Raw genomic sequence first — 6,327 nt, forward strand, 5'->3', positions numbered from 1 at the left:
GAATTTACTAAACAAAACAAGATCGGAGGCAGGAACAGTATGACCAGCAAAACTCGCTACTTCCGCAGTGAGGCGCCAGGCAGCGACCAGCCGAAACGGGCCATCACCTACCTGCGGGTCTCAACCTCCGGACAGGTCAAGACCGACTACGACCCGGAGGGCATCTCGCTGCCGGCCCAGCGCCGCAAGTGTGCCGAGCAGGCCCGGGAACTCGGCGTCGAGACCGTCGACGAATACCTGGAACCCGGCCGGTCGGCGACCGCCATCCACAAACGACCGGAGTTCAAGAAGATGATCGCCCGCATCCGCGAGCAGCGCGACGTGGACTACGTCATCTTCTACTCGCTGTCCCGGATGCACCGCAACTGGGCGGAAAACGGCATCACCTACGCCATGCTCCGCGAGCTGGGCGTCACCATGATCTCGGCCACCGAGAAGTTCGACGACACCCCGCTCGGCGAGGCCATGCACGGCTTCCTGGCCGTGTTCAACGGCTTCCAGTCCCGAGCCAACGGCGAGGACATCCGCTTCAAGATGGGCGAGAAGGCCCGCCGGGGCGGCACCATCAGCCAAGCGCCGCTGGGCTACCTCAACGTCGGGGAGCAGTTCGAGGGCCGGGAGATCCGCAGCGTGGCCATCGACCCGGAACGGGCGCCGCTCATCCGGATAGCCTTCGAGCTGTACGCCACCGGCAAGTACACCTTCCGGTCGTTGCGCCAGGCGCTGACCGAAGCCGGCCTGCGCACCCGGCCGACGGCTGCACGGCCAGCCAAGGCCATCTCGATCCACAAGATCGGTAACCTGCTCCGGGACCGTTACTACCTGGGCTACGTCACCTACCAGGGAGTGGAGTTCCAGGGCCGGCACCCGGCCCTGATCGACCCGGAGCTGTTCGAGCGGGTGCAGAAGGTACTGGCCGCCGAGCGGCGTTCCGGAACCCGGGAACGTGCCTACAACCACTACCTCAAGGGCGTGGTGTGGTGCGGCCGCTGCGAGCGGCGGCTGATCATCGCCCGGGCCCAGGGCCGCCACGGCGGGCAGTATTTTTACTACTTCTGCCGCGGGCGGCAGGAGCGTACCTGCGATCTGCCCTACATCGTGGTGGAGCGGATCGAGGAGGCCGTGCTGCGGCACTACGGCCAGGTGCGTATCCCGGCCGAGGTCGGCGACCGGCTACGGACAGCCATGGACCAGACCGTGGCCAACGGCGCGAACAACACCCGGCAGCTGCGGGCGCAGTACGCCAAGCGCCTCAAGGCGCTCGATGCCCGGGAGGACCGCTACCTCGACCTGGTGGGCGATCCGGACTGGCCCCGGGAGAAAGTCAGCGGGCGGATGCGGGCCATCCGCGACGAACGGGCCAGTTTGAAGCGGCAGCTGGATGATGCCGATGGTGAGTTGCAGGTGGGCTACCAGGTCGTGGCCGGCATGCTGGAACTGCTGGCCGACCCACAGGAGCTGTACCGGGTGGCGCAGAAGCGCACCCGGGCCATCCTGAACAAGGCGATCTTTACCAAGCTGTTCATCGACTTCGAGGGTGAGGGGCCGTATGTGGCGGCCGACGAGCTGACGGAGCCGTTCGAGACGGTGGTGTATTTGCGGCGGGAGGGCCGTACCGAACCGGCGACCGGCACCGAGGCCGCCAGCCGGGTGGAGGAGCCACGGGCAGCAAACGGTGAGGCGGAACCCACAGACGATGGGCGCAAGACCACAGACCGGCTGCGCCGCCGCTTCGCGCTGGCCGCGGCACACTACGAGCGGCGGGACGACAGTGGCGTCCCCCTTGCGGAGGACGCCACGACCGGTGATGTTGTTACTGTCCCGGGATTGCTCGATTACTCTTTGTGGGGAGTGGGTTCGAGTAAGACCGGGATGGTGGGGCGGGTGGGACTCGAACCCACGACCGACGGATTATGAGTCCGCTGCTCTAACCGACTGAGCTACCGCCCCGTGACCATCGCACCGGTCGCGCTCACCGCCATGTTGGTGGATGGCACGCCGACCGGCTGAGCATATCGCCACCATGCAACGAGGAGAGATCATCGGGCCCGGATGAGGCCGTCGATCCCCCGATATCGACTCGAACGGGTCGACCGACGACCGTCAGGCGAGTTCGGGGAGCCTGCATCCAGCGGAGTCAAGGCATGACGGACCTTCATGGACAGGCCCCGCCGGAATGCCGATCGTTCAGCCGGGACATCGCCCGGCGTGCGTCGGTTGCCAGAAGGTTGTCCCCTCAGCAGCCGAGGAGGTCACAACATCATGCACGACCGGGCCAATATCACGTACAACCAGGACGCTTCAAACCGTGCCGCGGGCTCCTGGCTCCGGCCGATGGTGGCGCGCCGCGCATTCCGACAGCGCTGGACGGACCACCGCGCTGCGCTTCACGGTCTGGATCACCACCTGCTGGGCAGGCTGGGTTATCCTCCTGGTGCTGTCCGAAAGCGTTTACCTGCCGGGTTTCCTTCTGATGGTTGCCGCCGAGCTCAGCGTGCCGGTGTGGGCCGAACGGGCGCACGCGACCACCTGGCATCCACATCACATCGCCGAACGGTACGGCCTGTTCACGATCATTGTGCTCGGGGAGACGATCCTGGCCGCAACGGCCGCGGTACAGGACGGCCTCGATGCGGAACATGCCGACGACGCGTCCGACGGCCTGACAGCGCTCGCCGTGTCCGCGCTGTTCGTCGTGTTCTCGATGTGGTGGCTGTACTTCGACCACCCGGCGCACCGGTTTCTCTCCGACACCAACCGGAACGCCTTCCTGTGGGACTACGGCCACTATTTGATCTTCTCCTCCGCGGCGGCGGTCGGCGCGGGCCTCGCGCTTGCCGTCGACTACGCGACGCACAGGTGCATATCGGCTCCGGCGTCGCAAACGGGGCCGTGACCGTTCCGGTCGCGGTGTACCTGCTCAGCGTGTGGTTGCTGCACGTGCGACCGCACCGCCGGGGTGCCCGCTACGACGCGGGCTTTCCGGTGGCCGTGGGCGTGATTCTGGCGGCGACCACGGCACCCTGGCCATTCGCGTTGCCGCTCACCGCGGCCGCGACAACGGCGCTCGTCGTCGCCTGCTATGTCTTTCTACGGTGATTAAATCACCATGAGTAGCCACAGCCTGGACGCCGATAGAGTGCCGGCATGCAGCGGCAGCCTGTGAACAGCGGCAGCCCGTGAACCGGTCGGTCGAGGACAGCAACCGTCGGATGCTACGGGCGCGTGACGCCATGGACCGCGACTACGCGAAGCCGCTCGACATCCCCGCGCTGGCGCGGATCGCATTCGTCTCGCCGGCGCACTTCATCCGGGCTTTTCGCACAACCTTCGGCGAGACGCCACACCGCTACCTGCAGCGACGTCGCGTCGAGCGGGCGATGGCGCTCCTGCGAGAGACCGATCGGAGCGTGACGGACGTCTGCTTCGACGTCGGCTTCACAAGCCTCGGCACCTTCAGCCGGACGTTCCACGCCGTCGTCGGCGAGTCGCCGTCGTCGTACCGTCGGCGAGCCGGGCCGGTACCGGTGCCGACCTGTTTCGGGATGGCATGGCTGCGACCGAGCAGTTTCGGAGAAGCGGACCGGGGTGGACTTACGTAGCGTTGCCGGCATGTTCAACGCCATCACACACTCATCCGTCTACGTTCTCGACCAGGACCAAGCTTTGGACTTCTATGTCGGCAAGCTCGGGCTGGAGGTCACCACTGACGTGGATCTCGGCTTCATGCGCTGGCTGACCGTCAGCGTCCCCGGCCAGCCCGAGCGCGAGATCCTGCTGGAGAAACCCGGCCCGCCCGCCATGAGCGAACAGACCGCCGCGCAGGTACGCGACCTGGTGACCAAGGGCGCGATGGGCCTCGGCTTCATCCTGAGGACCGACGACTGCCGAAAGACCTACGAGGAGCTCAAGACCCGCGGCGCCGAGTTCACCCAGGAGCCGACCGAGCAGCCCTACGGCATCGACTGCGCGCTGCGCGATCCCTTCGGCAACCACATCCGCATCGGGCAGCCGGCCGCCGAGATCGGCGAGATCACCGACGAGGTACGCAAGCGTTGGAAGGCGGAAGCACCGGCGGACCGCTGATACCGGGCGCCGTAGCCGGGGACATGCCGATCCTGGGAAGGATCGCTCATACGCGGTGCAGTGCCCCCGCAGGGGGCTCCATATCGCTGTCCGGATCGGCTGTCCGGCTCCACAGAGAAGATCAGCTGGTCCTGTCGGCGACTGGTCACGGTAACGCGCCCGGGGATGCGGGTTGATGGTGGGATGTACCGCATCTCCATCCTGGTGACCGTGCCACGCAGCCAGGTCGGGGTGTCTGCGGCGCATGAGCTCTCGCCATGTTCGCGGGTGCAGGCGAGAAGGGCCCCGCGTGAAGCGGGGCCCTGAAGCACACCGGGACTGCTAGGACGCGGACTTCACGACACCGACCAGGTGACCCTCGGGATCGTTGAAAAGTCCTAGCTCGACCCCTTCCATCACCTTCTCCGGCCCCATTACCCGCGACCCTCCCAGGCTCTCGGCCTTCGCGAGCGCGGCCTCCACGTCGGGCACCTCGACGTAGAACGTGACATGGCCGGGGTACCCCTGCGGACCCGATCCGATGCCGCCGCCGATTCCGATGCCTTCGGCATTGACATTGCCCTCGCGCTGCACGGTCCCGTAATTCATCGGGTTGTCAGAGTTGATCTCCCACCCGAACAGGCCGGAATAGTAGCTCTTCAGCTTTTCGGCGTCCTTACCGACGATCTCGAAGTGGACTACTGGCTGCCCCATGATCTCTTTTTCCCTTCCGCACCGAACGCGCCGACGCCTGCGCGCAGGCGCGCCTCGACGGCCCGCCGACGGCACCTACACGATGACCAGACCGGATGAATCAGACCAGCTACGACCTTGCACCGGGACGCACCTCAGGCTCATCCAACGCGTTCCCGGCTGCAACCGCTCCACCCCCTCAGCGCACGGACGACGTGCGCTTCGCAGTCTTCTACAGCGGGATGCGTTCGGCTCGCCGGCGTGGTCGAACGGGTTCACCGCCGCACACACCGCCGCCCTATACGATCCGGCACGACGGCGTAACCGGCATAACCCGGTCATCGTCCCCGCATCCCCGCCACCGATCGCGAGCGCTTGTCACGGCTGCGCGGCCCGTAGGAGAGCAGGGTCACCGGGGCGCCGAGGGCCTCCTGCACAAGTCGCGGCCAGGCGGCAGCATCCGGGACGGGCTCAAGGACGGGCCGTGCCCTCGCCAACCGGCTGGTCAGCCTCGCCTGACCCACCAATGTCCCGGGAACCTGGGCCTCCGGCGGCGCGAAAAAAGCATGATCGTGCCGCCTTTGGCCCCCTGGTGATCCGGGCACCTGGGCCTCCCCGACCTGCCGAAGCACCCGGTCGTCGGATGGTTCCGGTGCCAGCCGGGTGACCGTCACGCCGTCGATCTCGTAGGCGTGACAGGCTGCGAGACGGTGCCGGGCGGCCACGTCGAGGTGGGTCAGCGCAATGGCGTCCACCCCGCCGACGACATCGGCGGCGTAACGGTGCGCCACCGTGTCGAAGTGACCCACACGGAAAGCGCCCTGCCAGGGGCCGGTGCCGTTGTGGACGTCGGGCAGCGCGGCGGTCAACCCCGCGTCCTCAGTGACCAGGGGGCCGGTGCCGTGCCGGGTGGTGTAGGTGCGGATCACTCCCAGCCGCAGCGCCTCCCCCGCCATCCCCGCGTCCGCGAGCAGCTTGTCGGCGTTCGCCGGGGTGGTCGTGGACCAGGTGGTGTAGGGATGGAAGCCGTGCCACTCGTCGAGGAGCACGCCTTGGGCCCCCTCGAACACCACGGGCCCGCCGCGCAGCAACATGCGGACGTACGAGTCGTCAACGAGGTCGACGACATCGGAGAAGGCGCGGAAGGCCGCCGCGCAGTCGTCGACCGCTGGCGCGGCCAGCGGGCCCAGCTCGTCGGTCAGGCGGTCACGGAGCGCGGTGAGGAGGCGACGCAGCCGGGCGGGGGCGAGGCAGTCCCCGGCCCGGGGGCTGTCATCGGGGTGGGCCAGTGCGTAGGCGACGGTCTCACCGATGCCCATGCCGCACGACCCGTGACGGGCGGGAACCCTGGCCCGTTCGCGGATGCGGTTCGCTGCCACGTGGTAAGGGGTGGTGATCAGGGCATCACGGTGGACGGTCAGGCGGGCGAGCGGGCCGGGCACGCCGGCAGCCTCGAGATGGTCGGCCTCGGCGGCCAGCGCGAGCGGATCGACAAGCATGTGACGGGACAGGTGGGTGGCGGTGCCCGCGGTGAACGCTCCCGAGCCGATCTGCGCGAAGGTGTGGTGA

The 6,327-nt window shown here is 67.5% G+C and carries 7 protein-coding genes and 1 tRNA gene; 5 read left to right on the plus strand and 3 right to left on the minus strand.

Features of this window, described 5'->3' with window-relative positions; translation table 11 throughout:
* The first annotated feature begins 39 nt into the window (after positions 1 to 39).
* Positions 40 to 1,917, plus strand: coding sequence for a recombinase family protein (locus DD1DGNOD_RS31380; protein WP_430827844.1), 1,878 nt, complete (start codon positions 40 to 42; stop codon positions 1,915 to 1,917).
* Here the strand turns inward: DD1DGNOD_RS31380 and DD1DGNOD_RS20585 are convergent.
* Positions 1,874 to 1,950: transfer RNA gene (locus tag DD1DGNOD_RS20585), tRNA-Ile, on the minus strand. The two genes, DD1DGNOD_RS31380 and DD1DGNOD_RS20585, sit on opposite strands and share 44 nt — an antisense overlap.
* A gap of 358 nt (positions 1,951 to 2,308) precedes the next feature.
* Here DD1DGNOD_RS20585 and DD1DGNOD_RS20590 point away from each other — a divergent pair.
* The 4 genes from DD1DGNOD_RS20590 to DD1DGNOD_RS20605 all read left to right on the plus strand — a co-directional run bounded on the left by DD1DGNOD_RS20590 (position 2,309) and on the right by DD1DGNOD_RS20605 (position 4,086).
* Complete coding sequence (locus DD1DGNOD_RS20590; RefSeq protein WP_165035190.1) at positions 2,309 to 2,896, plus strand: low temperature requirement protein A; 588 nt, start codon at positions 2,309 to 2,311, stop codon at positions 2,894 to 2,896.
* On the plus strand, positions 2,893 to 3,099 hold the full coding sequence (locus DD1DGNOD_RS20595; RefSeq protein ID WP_131768157.1) for a hypothetical protein: 207 nt from the start codon (positions 2,893 to 2,895) through the stop codon (positions 3,097 to 3,099). Before DD1DGNOD_RS20590 ends, DD1DGNOD_RS20595 begins: the two co-directional genes overlap by 4 nt.
* Positions 3,100 to 3,179: 80 nt before the next feature.
* Positions 3,180 to 3,602, plus strand: coding sequence for a helix-turn-helix domain-containing protein (locus tag DD1DGNOD_RS20600; RefSeq protein ID WP_206443340.1), 423 nt, complete (start codon positions 3,180 to 3,182; stop codon positions 3,600 to 3,602).
* Positions 3,603 to 3,612: 10 nt separating this feature from the next.
* Positions 3,613 to 4,086, plus strand: a complete 474-nt coding sequence (locus tag DD1DGNOD_RS20605) for a VOC family protein (RefSeq protein ID WP_131768167.1) — start codon at positions 3,613 to 3,615, stop codon at positions 4,084 to 4,086.
* Between the two features lie 321 nt (positions 4,087 to 4,407).
* On the opposite strand, the gene DD1DGNOD_RS20610 is transcribed toward DD1DGNOD_RS20605, so the two are convergent.
* The gene (locus tag DD1DGNOD_RS20610) at positions 4,408 to 4,779 is read right to left on the minus strand and encodes a VOC family protein (protein WP_131768158.1); all 372 of its coding nucleotides are present in this window, start codon (positions 4,777 to 4,779) and stop codon (positions 4,408 to 4,410) included.
* A gap of 317 nt (positions 4,780 to 5,096) precedes the next feature.
* Positions 5,097 to 6,327 (minus strand): adenylosuccinate synthetase (locus DD1DGNOD_RS20615; RefSeq protein WP_241255874.1); only part of this gene is annotated, 1,231 nt, incomplete at its 5' end.

Source organism: Candidatus Protofrankia californiensis (assembly GCF_900634765.1).
Taxonomy (GTDB): Bacteria; Actinomycetota; Actinomycetes; order Frankiales; family Frankiaceae; genus Protofrankia; species Protofrankia californiensis.

Excerpts from the sequence above, each read along its gene's own strand:
- DD1DGNOD_RS20610 (WP_131768158.1), bottom strand. The coding sequence starts at position 4,779 with ATGGGGCAGCCAGTAGTCCACTTCGAGATCGTCGGTAAGGACGCCGAA.
- DD1DGNOD_RS20605 (WP_131768167.1), top strand. The coding sequence starts at position 3,613 with ATGTTCAACGCCATCACACACTCATCCGTCTACGTTCTCGACCAGGAC.
- DD1DGNOD_RS31380 (WP_430827844.1), top strand. The coding sequence starts at position 40 with ATGACCAGCAAAACTCGCTACTTCCGCAGTGAGGCGCCAGGCAGCGAC.